This window comes from Paramagnetospirillum magneticum AMB-1 (genome assembly GCF_000009985.1).
In the GTDB taxonomy this organism is placed as follows: Bacteria; Pseudomonadota; Alphaproteobacteria; order Rhodospirillales; family Magnetospirillaceae; genus Phaeospirillum; species Phaeospirillum magneticum.
Genome location: NC_007626.1, coordinates 1,038,204 through 1,055,099, shown reverse-complemented (window position 1 = coordinate 1,055,099; position 16,896 = coordinate 1,038,204). Strand labels below are relative to the sequence as shown.

The window sequence follows — 16,896 nt, the reverse complement described above, 5'->3', positions numbered from 1 at the left end:
TGAATGGGTATTTCTATGCCAAGTGAACAAGCCAATGAACCGGGTATGGCCGTAAATAAATCGAACATTTCAATTTTTGAATTTTCACCAGAAATGTCTGTTGGAAATGAAACAATTGATGCAGATCACAAGGCATTCTTCGAACTCGCAAAATTACTACACGACACCTTGAGTGGCGGCGACCGAGGCGTGATCGTATTAAGCTCATTGGCGATTCTTGAAGAGTATGTCGATGGTCATTTCCTTCGCGAAGAAAAAGCTATGCGTAAGGTCAGTTATTCGAATTTTGCTGAACATCGCCTCAAGCACAATCAATTCCGTGCCCGGATCAAGGCGATTTCAGAGGTCTTCCAGCAAGGCATTACATCCGCAGCCGATGACCTTCCGCCCTTGGTTGCCCACTGGCTACGCAGCCACATTGCAAATGAAGACCAGAGATATAAACGTTGGATAAATAATTCCGCTGTTGATAATCGCCCGCTGGTCTATCTGGCGATGGAAGCCGAGCATGAAACCTAAAAGTAAAGGAAATGTGGATGCTTGAGCTAACCGACGACCTTCGCATCGGGCACCCCATCATTGATGCTGATCATCAACGTCTTATAGACATTATTAATGAATTCAACGACCACTCGGCGTCGCTAAACAATGAAAAGTTGATGCATGAAACTCTTAAGGCATTGCTTTCTTATGGCCGGGAGCATTTTGCCAGGGAAGAGAAGATTCAGCGGGAGTGCATGTATCCCTACCACAATATGCATTTTCATGAGCACAAGGCCCTGTTGGAGCAGGTTCAGGACATTGCCAGGACATATTTTATCGCAAAAACACGGCCACTTAATGAGCGATCGATTTCGGAATTAAACGAGTTTCTAAAGACTTGGCTTATTGGACATGTGAAAAAGTTTGATACAAATTTGCGGGAGTGGGTAGCCCCTTCAAATGAATGCCTGGAACCTGACGGTGAGCAGAAATTGTTCCGCCTGCCGTGTTCGGATGTGGCGGCACTCGTAATTGATGACGATGCAACAAGCAGAACATTGTTGGTTAAGTTGTTATCTGTGATGGGGGCTTCCGTCGTGCTTGAGGCGTCCAATGCAATTGAAGGGCTTCAATTGGCATTCAGTGATCCTGTCCCGGATATCATAATAACGGACCTGAATATGGAGCCAGTGGACGGATTTTCCGTTGTTGCCGCGGTTAGAGCAAGTCAGAAAGAATATATTTCTTGTATTCCAGTTATTATATTTTCAGCTACGGATGACAACGATCTAATGGCAAAGTCGATGGCTATTGGTGCAACAGGGGCATTTAAGAAGCCATTTAATCCAAGAGATTTATCGAAGTTCTTGTTCCATGTTCTAAAAAAGCGGCCCGATAAATCGTAGGTGGACGCCGCATATGGCAATCGTAGCCTCGTCCTCATTTGACGTTAATGCACTCGTCGCCATCGAAAATGCCGCGACAAGAAAGCTTATTGTTTCTGTGATGCGTGAGTGTGGCTTTGTCGTTCAGGAAGAAACAAAAGACATTAGTCACACGATGCTGCTCCTTGAGCATGGAAACGCATCAAACATAAATATCATCCTGTGCGATAAGCTTGGTGGAACTGGGCATCTAAAGGTTTTGAAGCATGTCCGCTGGGGAGAAGGGCAACCCCCTCAATCCCTTCCCGTAATCGCCCTGGATAACCAGTGGACCGCCGATGAGCTAATCGCGGCAAGAGACGGGGGCATATCCGCTTCGCTCACCCTACCCATAACCCGACATTCGCTTCAAATGGCGATCACGGCTGCAATGACTACGCAGAAGGCTTTTATTTCTTCTCCGGCCTTCCATGGGCCGGACAGACGCTCGGCGATTATGAAGGGCTACAAAGGGCCGTTTAGACGGGCGGATGATACCCTGACCCGCCGTCAAGAAGGCTCCCCTGTGATTGCTCCTTCCGCAGATCAGCGGCAGGTCAAGCCGCGAGGTAAGCCCCGAGAGGCAATAGCCCCTTCATCTTCGGTCGATATGAAGGCTGAAATTGGTTGGTCTACGGCGATTGCCACTGGCCGGGACGACATCGATGATCAACACCGCAAAATTATCGATTTCCTGAAAATACTCGGGGCAACTTCAAGTGCGGAGTATGAAAATAAGGCCGTCGATGACGTCATCGATGGGCTTTCAGATTATGTGAAAATGCATTTTAAGCACGAAGAGTCTCTCATGGACTCCTTTGATTATGATGAAAGAGATAAGCACAAACGTATTCATGCGGGCTTCGTTGAGAAGCTTGACGGAATCAATCGCGATGACCTTCATAATGGCAGCGGAAGTGAGAAACTATTCTTTATAATATATAATTGGCTTGTCACGCATATTGTTAGCATTGACCGCATCATGATCGCCAAGATGAATGGCGAATATGATGATGGCATTGGCAGCGAGACTGTACACAAGCAAACTGGCATCGTGATAGAAAATGCGTATGAGTTAGCGGCAAGAATTATGAACGTCAACCTCCAGACAAGCTCAACGACAGATGATAGTCATAAAAAAAGGATACTGTATGATATTTCGACATCAACAGAGAGATTGATTAACCTTATGGAGCTTGCGGATTCTCGTGTACAGGTGAGCGGGTGCTCTAATTTTCAGCTTAAACGACTGGGCGAGATACGGCATGCACTGACGAAAAGTGCGGATTCTCTGGCCGTGACGGCTGCAAAAAAAATCGTACGGCTTTGCAGTGATATTTTGTCCGGCAAGCAGGGCATTCCCCTTGGGATCGGGGATATCTTGCGGCGACAAATGGGCCGGGTGGCAAGCTTGGCTGCGGTAATCGGTGGATTGGACGCTATGAGTTCCACCGCAAAATCAGCAGCCATCGAGGCAAATGAGTTGGCCGGGAAAATCTTGGAAATGGAACTCGGATCAGCCGCGTCTTTGCAGGACTTTGATATTGTCGAAAAATAGCGAAACAGCAACGCCAGCCTTCGAGATGCCCTAATTACCCTTTGGGCAAACCCAGTCTCTGTAGTTCATGTCAAACTTCATAATATGATTAAACAGCCACATTCTTAAAAATTCGCTCATTTCGTTAAGTGATTGACGGTTGACCATCCTCGACTTCGTGATGAAATAGGCCGATGCCATTTCCTCAAGCTGAGTCTTCAAAACGCGATGTTCTCTGGCGTGCATGTCGAAATATGGATACATGCACTCTCTTTGTATTTTTTCTTCTCTCTCAAAGTGTTCGTGAGTGTAGGCAATTAGCTGCTTCAGCGTCACATGCATCGCAGCTTCATTCTGCCCATCAACTTCCCCCTCTAATGTTTCGCATATTTTCGCAGTTACCAAGAATTGATTTATTATGCTAATGAGCTTCTTATGATCGGCGTCAATAATCGGGTGTCCGATCATCATATCTTGCGTGAGCTTGAGCATATCGTCCTCGCTGCCGATCAAGCCGACATTCGCTGCGGTATTCTATGCCCTACAGTCTTTTCGATCACTTCCCTTTTTAAGGGGGAAGCTACGCCAGCACCTTCTGAGGTGTTTTGGTCAGGGCTTCAGCAATTCCGGCGGAAAGTGAGCGAAGTGAGACGGGTTTCTTGACAAAAACGGTGACGCCCGCATCCAAAGCCGTTCTCTCGCATTCATCTTCTGTCCTGGCCGTAACCATGACGATTGGAACATCGGCATTAAAGCCATCAAGCCCGCCTGAACGGATCAGTTTAGTGCAGGCTATGCCGTCGAGCATGGGCATCATCCAGTCGAGGAAAACGATATCCGTGCTGCCATCAGTCAATTCGCCGTCTTCAAGGCTGACGATGTTGGCGGCACCGAATGCGAGCGTACCATCCTCCACTTCGATGACATCGAGGCAATGAAAGGAACCCAGAGCGATTCTGATCAGTTCCCGCATCGGCTTAGCGTCATCAACGACCAAGGCCCTTCGGATTCGTGGAAACATGGTTTTCTCACTTTCATCTTGGTTACGTTATACCAATCTGCGCTGACCGGAACCGATCATCGCAGAGCCCTCAGCAACGGCGGGCGGGCGCGAGCGCCCCAATCTTGCAGTCGCAGGGCCTTCCCCGCGCCGTAAGGCGCGCGCCCCCTTCCTTGGGCCTTATGTACGCCCTCCGCCTGAGCGTGGCCCTCCGGCCGCTTTGGCCGCTCGCTCAATGCTCGCCCGAGCATCGCGTCTCACATTTGAGGCACGACGCTCTAATTTGCGGCCATCAATCGGCACTTACCAATGAGTACCACGTGCCCCAGAACAACAGCCAAGATATTCCATTATTGCTATTGAATGACTTCAATTGGCAGGGGGACGCCCCTTACTTGTTTCCGAGAATCTTTCCCATGGACACCAGGGTGAAGGGCCAGAGACGGACCAGCGGCACGACCGGCTTCAAACGCCCCTGCCGCGACCTTCTTCCCTGATTTCCACGCCACGTCTCAGGTTCAGGTCCAACTTGGCGAATTCAGATTCGACGATGGCGTGGCGGACCTCTGGTGGACCGGCCAGTCTTCTTGGCTTCCTTGGCAGGCTTGGGGGCGGTTGCGGGCTTGGAAGCCTTACGTGGCGGCATGACTATCCCTTCCCTGTTCATCAGGTGGCTGATTTGGGCTTCCGGTTCGTCCGGGAATAGCCCAGCCCAACAGCTTTCGCAAACTCCGATCTGCGTGCGGCGTATTCCGGGGCGACCAGAGGGTAATCCCTGGGCAAAGCCCACTTGGCCCGGTACTCGTCGGCAGTCAGCCCATGCCCAGTCGTGAGGTGTCGCTTAAGCATCTTTTGCCGATCACCACATTCCAAACAGACAATGTAATCGGGGGTCACCGACCGCTTCACCGAAACGGCAGGTTGCTGCTGTTCAGCCGGTGCTGAAGCAGGGTTGTCCGTAGCGGCTAAAGTCGAATAAACGGACTTGATCAGGGTTGGGATTTCAGTGGCCGCCAAGGTGCTGCTGCTCAGGTAGGCGGCCACGATCTTAGTGGTCAGAGCCTTGATGTCATCGGCCATTGATGGTGTCCTTGAGGCTCTTTCCAGCGGTGAATTTGGCAGACTTGCTGGCCGCGATGGTGAGGGTCTTGCCAGTCTGCGGATTCCTGCCTTCACGTGCAGGACGGGCAGAAACCGAGAAAGACCCGAAGCCAACAAGACGCACGTCATCGCCCGATTTCATGGCGGCGGTGACGGCTTCGAATACAGCGTCGATGGCACTTGCCGCGTCGGCCTTGGTCATGTTGGCACCATCGGCAACGGCGGCGATCAATTCGGACTTGTTCATTTGCCCCTCCCTGCGAAAAGCATGGCTGTAACGAATGGCACGACGAACAGGCATCGTCAACCAAACGGATTTACTCAGAAGTCGGCAAGGTAAGCAGGAAAGTCAGCCACCTGACGGCGATTGCTCGACCCAAACCTCGCCGCTATGCGTTCCCAAATCTATACCGGCACCGTGAACCGGAAGGTGGCTCCGTGCCCAGGTTCTGACTCCACCCAAATTTGCCCACCATGCTGTGTGATGATCCGCTTGCAGATCGCAAGTCCAACGCCACTTCCTGGATATTGATTTCCAGCATGGAGCCGCCGGAAAATCTCAAAAATATCCTGGGTGGTGTCCGCAATGCCAATGCCATTGTCGCGGACAGCAATCTGCCATTTGCCGTCTTTCTGCTCAGCATCAATGGATATTTGAGGCTTACGGTCAGGGTGGCGGAACTTGACAGCATTGCCGACCAGGTTCTGAAACACCTGCATCAATTGGACATCATCGCCGATCACCTCGGGAAGCTGGCCTACAGTGATTTCCGCGTGATTTTGGGAAATGACCTCTCTGAGATTATCCTGTGCCGCTGAACATGCAGCCGTCAGTGAGATGCGGGAGAACGAGACACCTTTTGCCGAAACTCTGGAAAATGCCAAAAGGTCGTTGATCAGCAGCCCCATCCGCTTTGCTGCACCTACGACGAATTCAAAATTTTCTCGGTCTTCCGGTGGAAGCTTGTCGCCCAGATGGCGATCCAGCAATTGTGCAAAAGAGACGATGGTTCTCAGTGGCTCTTGGAGGTCATGAGATGCGACATAGGCAAAGCGTTCCAATTCCGTATTGGATGCCATCAAGCGTTCGACCAGTTCTTTCTGCTCGGCTTCGTGCTGACGATGACTTGCCTCCAGGTCCATTCGGTCCAAGGCAAATGAAATTTCATCGGTCATCTCCGTCAGAAGTTCGATGAGGTCGTCAGTAAAGAATTCCGGAACATCTGAGTAAAGTGACAATGTACCAATAGTTTTTCCCTGATTTTTTAGTGGAAATGCGGCCGATGAATTAAAATTAAAGAACGCCGCTCTCTTCTGCCAAGGTGCTGTTATCTGGGTTCCAAAGAAATTTTCAGCAACGCGGTGCTCGCCAGCACGAATGCATTGTCCTGATGGCCCTTGCCCATAAGGACTATCAGCATCAGCGGACACTTTCAGGCCATCTAAATAGGCAATCCCCTCACCAGCCCAAGCTACTGGAACTATTGCTCGGCTCGCGTCATCGACCACGCCAATCCACGCCATGCGAAAATGCCCGAAATCCACCGAGATTCGAACGATGGCATCAAAGAGTTCCTGGCGGCTTTTGCTGCGAATGATGGCCTTGTTGGTTTGGCTCAAAGCCGCATAAATATCCGTCAAGTGAGCAATCTTAACTGTGGCCTCCTTGTGCGAACTCATATCTCGAACAAAAGCCACATCAAATTCCTGCCCCTCATGGGAGAGGTAGTTTGCCGATATTTCGACCGGAAGCGTCGATCCGTCTTTGCGTTTCAAAGTTGCATCAAATCGCAGGAATCTTTCTTCTTTTAAAGAACGCCAATGCTCCGCCCATTTTTCACGAGGGTGGTCCGGATTTAATTCAGATGCATGTAGATTCAACATCTCTCTCTCATCATAACCTAAAAGCGAACATGCAGAATCATTCACATATGAAATCAACCCAGATTCATTAATCCAGTAAACAGGTTCCTCCGCTCGGTCTCTTGAGAATTGAGTTATTAAATGCCGTATAGTTAATAATTCATGCTTCCGAATATGTGATTTACCTATGCCCCACATCAAGCCAATTCCAGACATCACCAGAGCCCAGAATATTGCATGGTTTAAAGCTAATCTTTTGATCTCCGTTGACGCAATTTCATTGGATTTCTCCAATGGAATGGTGACATCAATACCTCCTCGCAGGTCGCCAACCTTGTAGCCCTGATCGCCGTGACAAGTTAGGCAGGATTGCTCGACGCGGATTGGTGCCATAACACGGACAGCCGCTTTTCCGTTGCTCAGAACCTTTTCAGTTACCTCTGTCTCACCCTGCTCCAAAAGCAGAAGAGCCTGATGCTCCCATTCATCCGGGGCGTTCTCCGGATTGAGGGGCTTCATGCTCGTAATTCGTCCCTTGGCAACAAATCCCGACTGCATCAGTTGACGCAGCACGTATGCAGGATTCATCAAGGTCAGGTGTTTGCCGTTCGTGGTTACAACATCACGGTCGGGGACATTCAAATACGGGTTTGGGGAAGTTTGGGCGTCAGGAGCCACATATACTCCACCATGAGATGCGACCCAATGGCGGAAACCAATATCTGTTTGCACGCTGGTTCGTGCCTCTTGAACTGCCAAACGCACTGCTTGCTGCCTTTCGTTTTCAGCCGCCATCCAAAACGAAAGCAAGACTGCCGCTGTCCATAATGCAGCAGACCCAACCATTAGCCTTCGAAATGATAAAACTGAAATTGCAGCATTTGGTTGTGCAGCGGAGGTCATAGGCAAATACTCCAGCACGTAAGCCTGTCCGACTAAAGCCCTTCACGCAGCAAAGGTATCATGCCTATTTCAAAAGCCATATACCGCCAAGTTACCTACCAAGATTTCGGCTCTGCCCTCATGCATTGATCGGCCAATGTCTCCCGGATGTGGTATTCACCTAATCAGCTATATCTGGATGGATATTTCCCGCCCATCCCCAAAATCCGTCCAGCATGATTAGGTGGTAGAGTTCTCGCCCGTTCGCCACCGCAGATCTGTTTTACGGTTCGTTCCGCTTCACAGGAACGACCACGAAGAACTCTTGATCATTCAACGTTCCAACCGACACCATCAACGTCTCATGCTGGTTCACGAGCCGGGCATGGGGGACACCATCGACCGCCGTCCAAAGGCGGGACACCTCCCAGACTTTCCTGGTGTGGTCATTTGCCTTTGTGAATCTGTCACCGACTTGGATGGGTGGAGTTTTTCGCCCGAATATTGCCATTGTCGCCCGAAATGATTGCCTGCGTTCGTCCTGCTGTATCTCGAATCGCTTGGATTTGTCCAAAAAACTTTCGATCCTCGGACAGCGTGTGCATTGCCATCACGTCACAGGCCAGGAAATTGAACCGGGCGCCCAAGGGCCAGTTCGCCGGCACGCTCGCTTAGGTTGAAATAATAGGCCACCGGCAAACGACACATCCATCCAGGCCCCCTTGTCGGACTGGAACCGTCATTTGCGCCACATCCAGCCCTTCAATCGCGCGGACATTGCCGGCGGCATCCGCAACCGAATCCGGGTTCCCGGCCCCATGGCGCGCTGGACCGCATGATGAACGAAAAGTATGCACAGCGCCCCCACCGCGATCGCGACGAAAAGATGCACGAACAAGATCGCAACCGTCAGGCCAATGGCCACGACCAAAAGCAGCCGAAGCCATCCTGCGGAATTTACCGCCCGGCGAATCTCCTCGAAGCCGAAAGCATTATTATGCGCCACACTTCTCCCCTTTCGATTGCGAGCCCCGGTAAAAGCCGCATGGCCCCATGAATTGGGCCCCATACGGGCGGGGCTCGTCAAACGATTGTTGCATCCTTGGAGATATGTTGCCGCCCATCAAATATTGCGACTTATTTTTATTCTCTGCCCTTGGGCCGATTCATGCTACAGTTAGTGATCGAATTCGAGATGATTCGCCCCGCGGGAGACGCCGCCGATGCTGTTTCCCCAAGGTTCGGGCCGTTTCCCCAAGGTTCGGATCGGAAGCCTCGCGGCTTTGGAATGCAGCTTGGACTTTGGCCGGATTTGCCGGCGATCCCGGTTGACTTTTGGTCGCGCTGGCTGACTATGTGACTCTGGCATGGGGTATTGCCGTAGTTGGGCCGCCCGTTCAAGCAGGTCGTGAGACGAGGAATGAACCAGACCAATCCGCTCCCCGAATGGACCGATGATTTATCCGTGAACGTCGAAATTATCGACGAAGATCATCAGGCGTTCTTTCGCTTGGCAGCTCTGATGAGCGACGTGACCTCCACGCCCGACAACGATCAGCCCTACCTCATCGAAACCTCCATCAATATCCTCGAGGAATATATCGAGGGGCACTTCCTGCGCGAGCAAAAGGCCATGGCCAAGGCCGACTACGCCTATCTGGTCGAGCATATCGCGGCGCACGACGCCTTTGCCGACCGAGTAACCCGCATCATTCAGGACTACCGCCAGACGGGCAGTATCGAAAAGATCGGCACCCTGGCGCATTTGGTCACGGATTGGCTGAACAACCATATCCGGGTGGTGGATGCCCAATACAAAGGGATCTTGACCAACGCGAATGTGGATGACCGCCCCCTGGTGTATATGGCTGCAGGCCTGGACACCGAGCTTGTCTCATAGCCAAAGGCAAGAAAGCCCCCCGTCGGCATATGCTCCTCCTTCGGGCTTGGGGATAAGCCGGGCCGTCGTGCGCAAGGACGGCCCGGATGGGATTGCCGATCCCGACGGGTTCAGACAGAATGGGCCTGTCCGCGTCAGCACAAGGTCCTGAGAGATGGCGCATCCTTCGATACTGTCCGTAGCGCTGGCGAACCTGCAGAAATCCCATGAATTTCTGCTGAAAATTCTGGACGCCTGCGGCAACATCCCCGGAGCCCCCGGCGCGGCGTCCGATCAGGAAATGATGGCCGCTATCGCCCATCTGGCGCATTTGACCGAATCCGTGATTCAGGAGGGCGAATTTGCCCGCGAGAACGGCGGCGACTTCGTGGCCGCCGACATCTTTTCCGAAACAGCCCGCGACACCCAGGCTTCCCTTGTCCAGGCGCCCCCCGCCGACAATAAAATGCTCCGCCTCCAGGTCATCTTGCAGATATGCCTGGAACAAAGCGAACGGAACTGGCTCCAGGCCAAGCGGCTGAAATCCGAAAACGCCGCCCTGCGGCGCGGCATGAAGCAGGTCGCCGCCGATGTGGCCGCCGCCCGCTCGATGCTGCCGCCGGTCGCTGCCGCCGCCCCCCGATCAGCCCCGGTCCCCATCACGGCGGCAAGACCGTCGCCCGCGGCAACGCCCGTGACGGTGACGCGGCTGGCCGGACAGCAGAAACTTCGGCTGAAATAGGGGCTCGGCGCCGAACTCGCCGACCGCCCCGCCCCCCCACGGCCCTGATCAAGCCTTCTCCCCCCCCCTCTCCCCACGCGAACGCAAAAGATCGGCAACCCCGTTCTGGCTTGCCACCCCGTCATTCGCCTCGGCGGGCGGACGAAACCGGCTCGCCCCGCGCTTGCTGCGCTTGTTGCGCGTCAGATCGGCCAATTCAAAATGTTCCGCCTCCATTTTCTGGAGCTTCCCGATTCCCTCCCAGGCGGAATCCAGCTTTCGCTTCATGGTTTCGTCGGCTTTGCGTCCGCCCAGAACCGCGACGATTTCCTCCACCGAGGCCAATCGCTCCTGCAGAAGGTCGCCGCCTCCCAGGGCGATTTCTCCGCCGTTCAGATACTTCTCCATATCGGCGATGATCGCATCCAGCCTACCGACGGACATTTGCCGCAAGATGCCGATGAACAAAGCCTTCATCGCCCCGATCTTCTGCCGCAGCGGATTGTCCTGGCCGCGATGGGAACCTTTGTTCAAATCCACCAGGGTGACGAGGTTCACCAGCCTATCTGCCGCCTCCATGATCTCGGCGCGCACGACCTTGCGCGTCCGTTCATCATCGGTGGCATGCAGGGCTTCCTTCAGTTGCTCGATTCTGGCGGCGATTTCGCTCACGCCATTGAAGATGATGGATGCCTGGGAATTGGGATCCTCCCCCACGACGGCCGGCGCATGCGGTCGGCGCGGGGCCAGGCCCAGCTCCCCGGTATGGCCCTTGGCGGCAAGCTTGCGGGGGGCCGGAGACGGAGACGGCAATTGCGTCGCGCCGTCCTGGCGGTCGGCAGCGCGACGGAACGGCCCTTCGTAAAGGCCCGGAGCGAGATTGCGGCGGCAAGGCCCCCGAAAGGTCGGGTTGGCGATGAACTCGCGCTTTTCATTCAAGGCGCGATTGACGTTTTTCAGCATGCTGCGCGTGCCGATGGGCAGGGTCATGACGCAATTGGCCCCGGAATTGCGCATCATGGACAGATTGCCGACATCCATGTGACTGATGACGCAAATCATCGGCCCGGTCACGACGCCTTCGGGGGTTTCCATTCTGATGCGCCGAATCATGTCGAGCGGTTCGTCGATATCGGTACCGGCGCAAACGATCAGGTCATAGATGCCGGACGCGGCGAACTTGATCGCTTCGGTCAGGATGCCCGACTTCAAAACGTCGGCAAATCCAATCTGATGCAAGGATGTCGCGATCAAGCTGCAAAGCGAATCGTCCGAGGCCACGACCATGCATGCCTTGCCTAAGAAGGAGGTATTCAATGACATTCCACGATCCTTGGCCCCACGCGCGCTCCGCATCCCAGGAAATAAAGAACCAGCCGATGAAAACGGAAAAAGCCATTCCGTGCTAGCCTGTATCCGATAAATAGGCATTGAAGCATGGTTATGGCCGGGTTATCAAACCCCTTGCGAATTGAAGGGGGCATACGGCAACCTTAACGCCTGGGGCCGAGGCTTACGCCAAGTCCGGTATTCGGCCAAGACAGGAGACAAGGATGGGCACGGAAAAGGGGGTGCCTTCACCGGAAACGGACAGTGCGCGGGACGCCAAGATGGCGGAAATTCTCGAAAAGATGCGCGTCCTGCTGACCGGGGAGCAGCCGCAGGCGGCACCGCGCGCGCCCGAACCTCCGAAGTCCACCCCCGTTGCCGAGCCCCCAAAGCCCTGCGCCCCCGCCGCCGTGAGCGATCGGGATCAGTTCCCCCACACGGTGGCGGACCGGTTGATGGCCGGGCAAAGCCCGGTCCAAGTCTATCGCGAATACCGCGGCATGACCCGCGAGTCCCTGGCTCGGACGGCGGGAATCAGCCTCGAAACGCTGGCCGCCCTGGAAGCCGGGTTTGACATGATCGTGCTGCGCAAGATCGCCGAAGCCCTGAAGATCAACGTCCGGCGGCTGCTTTAGCGTCGTGCCTCAAATATGAGGCACGACGCTCAGGCGAGCATTGAGCGAGCGGCCAAGCGGCTGGAGGGCCGCGCTCAGGCAGAGGGACGGACACTAGCCGCCGCCCCCCTCAAGACGGATTCTTGCGGTGCGGCACCACCGCCGTATTGGGGCGGCGGCGGATCATCAGGGCGAAACCATCGCGCACCCGGGTCAGGACGCGAACCGTCGCCCGCTCGGCCCCCGCCATCCGCTTGAAGACCTGATAGGCTCGCCGCCGTCCGCTGCCCGGCCCTACCTGGGCATAGGTTCTGAACCGTGCGTTCCGGACCACGCGACGCCCGAAACGGGTCCGGAGAAAGGCCAGCAGCAGGCCGTTCTTGGCCAACCAGGCGACGAGAATCACCATGGCGTGCGCGAACACGCCTTTGATGAGAACTCCGAACAGAAACAATAAAATACCGGCGATGATCGCTGTCAGCATAGCCGCTTTCCAAACCCATGGGCCGCGCCGAGATCCCCGGGCGAAAGCACCCGGTCTCCATAGGCCGGGGCAAACCGTCGGCAATCATAGCCGAAGGGGAAAAATACGTCATCTTCTATGGTTCGGAAACGGGGCCGATCGCGCCGAATTCGGCGCCGAAACCGGATCAGCGGCCCGCAGGCCCAGAACGGCCGGACGTCTGCGACTTCGGCGAGCGGGCGGTGTCGAACTGCGGCAAGGGCAACACCCCTGCCTCGATTTCCTTCACCTGGGCCACGATGCCTTGGGCTTTCTTGACCGCGTCCTTGACCTCGCTGTCGAGCATGTCGATGCCGCCGCGGACATTGATCAGGAATTGGGCATAGCTCATGCGAGCCTGCATGGCGCGACCGATATTGAAAGACAGTCCGGCACGCCCGGACAAAATGTCCTCGCCGGACTTGATCAGCCGGGAAAGGTGGGCGCGCAGAAGCGATTCCGCGCTGGCATCCACCGATTTGCGGATAATGCGCAGACGCTCGATATCCGCCGCGGAGCAGCCGTGCTGCTCGATGCGCATCTGCGCCAGCGCCATGAGGTTGATAAGGCGCTCTTCGGCATCGGCCACCGCCGTGGTCAGAGCCCCCTGCGCCTCGGCGCCGGTGGTGGTCACCAACCGCGCCAGAAGCTGCTCGATCAGGCGGGCGATGACGAAGGCCTTGTCGATCACCGCGCGGGTCTGGCGGTCGCCCCCTTCGTCCTCCTCGGCCTCATCCGCCCTGGGACGCGCTGGCGCCGCGAAAGAGCCCCTCTGCGGCGCGGCCGCCGCCATTCCGGGCACCGGCGGCAAGGAACGCTCTCCCTGCAATTCCCGCCGGATGGCCCGCCGTTCCGATTTCTCGACCGCCTGATTTAGCTGCTCGGCGATGCGGTCCTCGGCCCGGCGGAACGGTCCCTGGTGACCCTTGGATGACCGGCGACGACGACAGCCGCCGCGATAGGTGGCGGTGGAAATGAAAGGCCGCTTGCCGTCCATGGCGGATAAAAGCTTCGCCTGCACCGCCATCAGCGAGGTCGGCATGGCGATGACCTCGCAGATTCCGGCCTCGCGGGTTTCCTGAAGCAGTTCCGGCGTCCAGTCCCGGCCCAGGCTGATGATGGGAAGCGTATTGGCGGGAGCGGACATTTCCCAACGGACAAAGCGAGCGATGGCAATGCTCCCGCCGCCCGGTACGTCGTTTTGGGAGATGATCAGGTCGATAGAGGGATTGGCGCGAAGGGCATGCGCTACCCCTCCGACATCGGAAAGATATTCGACATCATGCATCTTTACCCCAAGCAACAACTCACGCAGCACCCTGCGCAGGCCGCCGTCTGCGATAACAACAAGGCCCTTACAGGCAGCAAATGGCTTCATCTTGAGGATCTACCCCTTTTCGAACGCCACCGATCAGGTGTGTATCGAAGCATTGCCAAGGCCGCAGCACAACCCTCGAATTATGAGATTTACTGGCTATTTTTGCGCCGAGGTTGAGCTGGCCAGCCGGGCCATTCCATCTTTCGAACACGATTTCCTCGCCTCCCATGGACTCGGCACATCATACGGAATAAGCTTGCCACCAAGCGACCCCTCCTTCGGCGTACCGAGAGATGAGGGCGAGGGAATGGGGCAGACACACCGAATTCTCCACTGTATCTACCACCCCTTCATTAAATACAATTCCGCCGTCTTATGAGTTAATGCATGTTGACTCTACCATCATTTAAGAACCTTGCATGCCTTCTGATTTCATCAGACAAGAAAAAGCGCCGTCTACTGGCCGACGTTCTTAATCAGATTGGAATTAGTGTAATTCACGAAACTGATACGGTTGAACATGCCACTTTACAGCTTCGTTACACCACCATCGATCTCGTCATTTGGGCGGAGGCCGGCGATGGTCACATCGACCTGCTGAAGCATATCCGGCGCGACTTGTCCCCCAGAGCCCGGACGGTTCCCTTCCTGTGCGTCACGGAAGGATGGGATAATGAGCGTCTGACCCGAGCCCGGGATGCCGGTGCCTCCGGCTTCGCCACCCTCCCCCTCACTCTGCGGGGGATGCTGAAAGCCGTCTCGGCGCTTCTCACCGACTCGCGCGAATTCATCAATTGCGGCGGCTATGCCGGTCCCGACCGCAGGCGGAACGATCTTCCCAACTACCAGGGACCGCGTCGCCGCGCCACCGATGGGACGGCCCCGCGCCCGGCGGCGGAAACCGCGCCGCCGAAACCGTCCGCCGCCGCCCGGCCCGAAAATGCCGCCGAGGCGCCGAGCGGCGCGACCGCCGAGACGCCAAGCCGGCCGCCGTCCAAAGCCACCGCCGGAATCGGCATGGCCGCAACATCCGGCGGCGGCCGAGGCCCCGATATCGAGCATCTGCCACCGTCCAACCGCCGCGTCCAGGTTGTCCAAGAGGCCCTGCGCATCTCTCAAGAGCTTCAAGCCCTGCTTCACGACCCCGCCGAGGAAAACGCCAAGGCGAAGATCAGCGACCATTTCAATCGTCTGATGAACCTCATGGGGCTGGTCCACGGCTATTGCCGGGAGGAAGGCGAGGCAGGGTCCTTCTTCAAAAAGAAATACGCCGAGATCATGCGGACCGTCAGTAAGTTCTCGTTGGGAATCCTGGCCTCCGGCCTCGAACGGACCGTCCAGGAATCGTCTCGGATCGTCGATGGAACCACCCCCGCCGCATTGGGAGCGTCGTCGAAGATCTTTTACAAGATGTCCGAATTCGACACCTTGATCACAATGCTCGGCGGCTACCCCTCGCTCTCCCTCGACCTGTTGGAGATGATCAAGACCGGATGGCAGAACGTGCTGTCGCTGACGGCCCGAGACGATACCCTCAGCGAGCTGGAAAAGGATGACGCCGCACCGCTGAAGCTTGTGGCCGCCAAGCGACTGAACGATGCGGATGTAATCTTGCAAGAGCGCCGCGCCGCCGATTCCCAAGAGGCCGCCTTCCAGCGCCTCAACCAATCGCCAACAGCGTAGCGGCCCCGGTCCCTATAGCGGCGAGCGCCAAATCCGGCGCACGCCGCGATCAGCCGCCATTGCGGCTGTGGCCAAGCGGCCGGAGGGCCGCGGACGCCTCAACCAAATAGGCGAATTCATCCACCGCCGCCGCCGTCTCGATGACGGCGGTCTTTGTCGCATCCCCAGATTGGGGAATAAACCGGATGCGGATGTGACAGGCGTGCGGCTCTTCCCGGGCGATCCTGCTTTCCAGTTCCCGGGTCAGGGCATGGCACTCCTCGACCGTGACCTGGCTTGAAATGGAAAGCTGCAGATCCACTTCCCAGGTTTCCCCCATGCGGCGACCGCGCAGGTCCACGACGCTGACGCCGGGATGGTGGGCGGCCAGCAATTGCCGGATGCCGTCGATGCGATGGGAGGGAACGCTGCCGTCCATCAAGCCGTGGATGCTGTCCCAGGCGATCACCGCGCCGATGCGCAAAACCAGCAGCGACACCAAGATGGCGGCCAGATGATCCGCCGCCACCCATCCCAGGATGGACAAAACGATGCCCGCCAGTACCGCCAGAGACGAATAGGCGTCGCCCCGATTGTCGGCGGCGGCGGCCATTATGGCGGGACTGTTGGTGTGTTCGGCCACGCAGCGCAGATAGCGATGCATCAGTTCGGCGGTTCCGGCGGAGATCAGGGCGCCGAACACGGCCCAGACCTCGGGGACCTGCACATGGCCGGAGCCGAGATGGGTGACGTTGTACCACAGCATGGCGGCGGCCCCGGCCATCAAGCTGATGCCGATGAAATTGGCCGACAGGAATTGAACCTTGCCGTAGCCGTAGGGAAAGGCGGAATTGGCCGGTCGGCTGGACAGCTTGACGCTGGCCAGATTGATGCCCTTGGTCAGAAAATCGCCGAAGGAATGCAGGGAATGGGCCTGAAGCGCCATGCTGCCGCTCAGCACCCCCAAAGCGGTCTTGAACACGGCGAGAGCCAGGGCGGTGAACATGTCCAGCCAAGCCGCTCGGTCACGACATTCCTGGCATTTGCTTGGTTTCATCGGCCTTCCCAGCATCGGCGACGCC

18 protein-coding genes are annotated in these 16,896 nt (G+C 56.1%); 8 read left to right on the top strand and 10 right to left on the bottom strand.

The features are described 5' to 3' along the window. Positions 1-15 precede the first annotated feature (15 nt). From AMB_RS23950 to AMB_RS05090, 3 genes are read left to right on the top strand one after another with little or no spacing between them, the layout of a single operon-like run. Entirely contained in the window at positions 16-519 is a 504-nt protein-coding gene (locus tag AMB_RS23950) for a bacteriohemerythrin (RefSeq protein ID WP_083763430.1), read from the top strand. 17 nt (positions 520-536) lie between these two features. Next, positions 537-1,388, top strand: a complete 852-nt coding sequence (locus AMB_RS05095) for a bacteriohemerythrin (protein ID WP_043746021.1) — start codon at positions 537-539, stop codon at positions 1,386-1,388. Positions 1,389-1,401: 13 nt separating this feature from the next. Then, complete coding sequence (locus tag AMB_RS05090; protein ID WP_231848983.1) at positions 1,402-2,964, top strand: hemerythrin family protein; 1,563 nt, start codon at positions 1,402-1,404, stop codon at positions 2,962-2,964. A gap of 30 nt (positions 2,965-2,994) precedes the next feature. Here the strand turns inward: AMB_RS05090 and AMB_RS05085 are convergent, their stop codons facing one another. From AMB_RS05085 to AMB_RS05050, 6 genes are all read right to left on the bottom strand, one after another. After that, on the bottom strand, positions 2,995-3,456 hold the full coding sequence (locus AMB_RS05085; protein ID WP_008622033.1) for a bacteriohemerythrin: 462 nt from the start codon (positions 3,454-3,456) through the stop codon (positions 2,995-2,997). 67 nt (positions 3,457-3,523) lie between these two features. Further along, on the bottom strand, positions 3,524-3,916 hold the full coding sequence (locus AMB_RS05080) for a response regulator (RefSeq protein ID WP_231848982.1): 393 nt from the start codon (positions 3,914-3,916) through the stop codon (positions 3,524-3,526). Positions 3,917-4,609: 693 nt separating this feature from the next. Further along, positions 4,610-5,023, bottom strand: a complete 414-nt coding sequence (locus AMB_RS05075) for a MucR family transcriptional regulator (protein ID WP_011383419.1) — start codon at positions 5,021-5,023, stop codon at positions 4,610-4,612. After that, the gene (locus AMB_RS05070; protein ID WP_008622030.1) at positions 5,013-5,291 is read right to left on the bottom strand and encodes an HU family DNA-binding protein; all 279 of its coding nucleotides are present in this window, start codon (positions 5,289-5,291) and stop codon (positions 5,013-5,015) included. The genes AMB_RS05075 and AMB_RS05070 overlap by 11 nt, the downstream gene beginning before the upstream one ends. Positions 5,292-5,449: 158 nt before the next feature. Then, positions 5,450-7,810: an ATP-binding protein gene (locus AMB_RS23945; protein ID WP_231848981.1), complete on the bottom strand. Its 2,361-nt coding sequence runs from the start codon at positions 7,808-7,810 to the stop codon at positions 5,450-5,452. Positions 7,811-8,528: 718 nt separating this feature from the next. Then, positions 8,529-8,795 (bottom strand): hypothetical protein, encoded by a 267-nt coding sequence (locus AMB_RS05050; RefSeq protein WP_043743478.1) that lies wholly within the window; start codon positions 8,793-8,795, stop codon positions 8,529-8,531. Between the two features lie 414 nt (positions 8,796-9,209). Between AMB_RS05050 and AMB_RS05045 the strand changes: the two genes are divergently transcribed. Next, a complete protein-coding gene (locus tag AMB_RS05045; protein WP_043743477.1) occupies positions 9,210-9,689 on the top strand; it encodes a bacteriohemerythrin in 480 nt (159 codons plus the stop codon). A gap of 154 nt (positions 9,690-9,843) precedes the next feature. Beyond that, positions 9,844-10,410 (top strand): hypothetical protein, encoded by a 567-nt coding sequence (locus AMB_RS05040; protein ID WP_008622357.1) that lies wholly within the window; start codon positions 9,844-9,846, stop codon positions 10,408-10,410. A gap of 48 nt (positions 10,411-10,458) precedes the next feature. Here the strand turns inward: AMB_RS05040 and AMB_RS05035 are convergent, their stop codons facing one another. Continuing rightward, positions 10,459-11,712 (bottom strand): hypothetical protein, encoded by a 1,254-nt coding sequence (locus tag AMB_RS05035; protein WP_011383410.1) that lies wholly within the window; start codon positions 11,710-11,712, stop codon positions 10,459-10,461. A 230-nt stretch (positions 11,713-11,942) separates the two neighbouring features. Between AMB_RS05035 and AMB_RS05030 the strand changes: the two genes are divergently transcribed. Next, positions 11,943-12,353: a helix-turn-helix transcriptional regulator gene (locus AMB_RS05030; protein WP_011383409.1), complete on the top strand. Its 411-nt coding sequence runs from the start codon at positions 11,943-11,945 to the stop codon at positions 12,351-12,353. A 109-nt stretch (positions 12,354-12,462) separates the two neighbouring features. On the opposite strand, the gene mamW is transcribed toward AMB_RS05030, so the two are convergent. Continuing rightward, on the bottom strand, positions 12,463-12,816 hold the full coding sequence (gene mamW / locus AMB_RS05025; protein ID WP_008622215.1) for a magnetosome protein MamW: 354 nt from the start codon (positions 12,814-12,816) through the stop codon (positions 12,463-12,465). A gap of 166 nt (positions 12,817-12,982) precedes the next feature. Then, complete coding sequence (locus tag AMB_RS05020) at positions 12,983-13,981, bottom strand: chemotaxis protein CheY (protein ID WP_231848980.1); 999 nt, start codon at positions 13,979-13,981, stop codon at positions 12,983-12,985. Between the two features lie 96 nt (positions 13,982-14,077). On the opposite strand from AMB_RS05020, the gene AMB_RS25790 reads away from it, so the two are divergent. Then, the gene (locus tag AMB_RS25790) at positions 14,078-14,329 is read left to right on the top strand and encodes a hypothetical protein (protein WP_162470166.1); all 252 of its coding nucleotides are present in this window, start codon (positions 14,078-14,080) and stop codon (positions 14,327-14,329) included. A gap of 210 nt (positions 14,330-14,539) precedes the next feature. Beyond that, a complete protein-coding gene (locus AMB_RS05015) occupies positions 14,540-15,835 on the top strand; it encodes a hypothetical protein (RefSeq protein WP_231848979.1) in 1,296 nt (431 codons plus the stop codon). Between the two features lie 49 nt (positions 15,836-15,884). Here AMB_RS05015 and mamV read toward each other — a convergent pair whose 3' ends face one another. Further along, positions 15,885-16,871 (bottom strand): CDF transporter MamV, encoded by a 987-nt coding sequence (mamV, locus tag AMB_RS05010; RefSeq protein ID WP_148207297.1) that lies wholly within the window; start codon positions 16,869-16,871, stop codon positions 15,885-15,887. Between the last annotated feature and the right edge of the window lie 25 nt (positions 16,872-16,896).